Here is a 429-nt window from a genome sequence, read left to right on the forward strand (position 1 = left end):
GAATGGCGCATTAGAAGCATCAAATGTCAATTTAAGTAGTGAGTTAACGAGCCTAATTAACTTACAACGTAGTTTTGAAATGCAAATAAAAATGATGAAAAAAGCGGAAGAAATGGATGAAAGTTCAGACACGTTATTAAGAGTTGTTTAAGTCATTTTATCTGCATTAACAAATAATTAAGGGGAAAGGTATGCATTCTGCATTATGGATCAGTAAAACAGGGTTAGATGCGCAGCAAACTAACGTTGCCACCATTTCAAATAACTTAGCCAATGCGAGTACGGTTGGCTTTAAAAAGAGCCGTGCTATTTTTGAAGATCTTTTGTACCAAAATGTTAACCAACCTGGCGCAAATGCAACACAAAATACCAAACTTCCTTCAGGTTTAATGATGGGGTCGGGTGCCAAAGTGGTCGCAGTGCAAAAAA

The 429-nt window shown here is 37.1% G+C and carries 2 protein-coding genes; both read left to right on the forward strand.

Annotated features, from left to right (window positions below):
* The coding region (locus GQR38_RS20140) for a flagellar basal body rod C-terminal domain-containing protein (RefSeq protein ID WP_277344172.1) at positions 1-151 on the forward strand (151 nt) is incomplete at its 5' end.
* A 40-nt stretch (positions 152-191) separates the two neighbouring features.
* Positions 192-429, forward strand: a 238-nt coding sequence (locus GQR38_RS20145) for a flagellar basal body protein (protein WP_240920065.1), incomplete at its 3' end; no start/stop codon positions are given.

The organism is Pseudoalteromonas sp. c7(2019) (assembly GCF_011378625.1).
GTDB lineage: Bacteria > Pseudomonadota > Gammaproteobacteria > Enterobacterales > Alteromonadaceae > Pseudoalteromonas > Pseudoalteromonas arctica.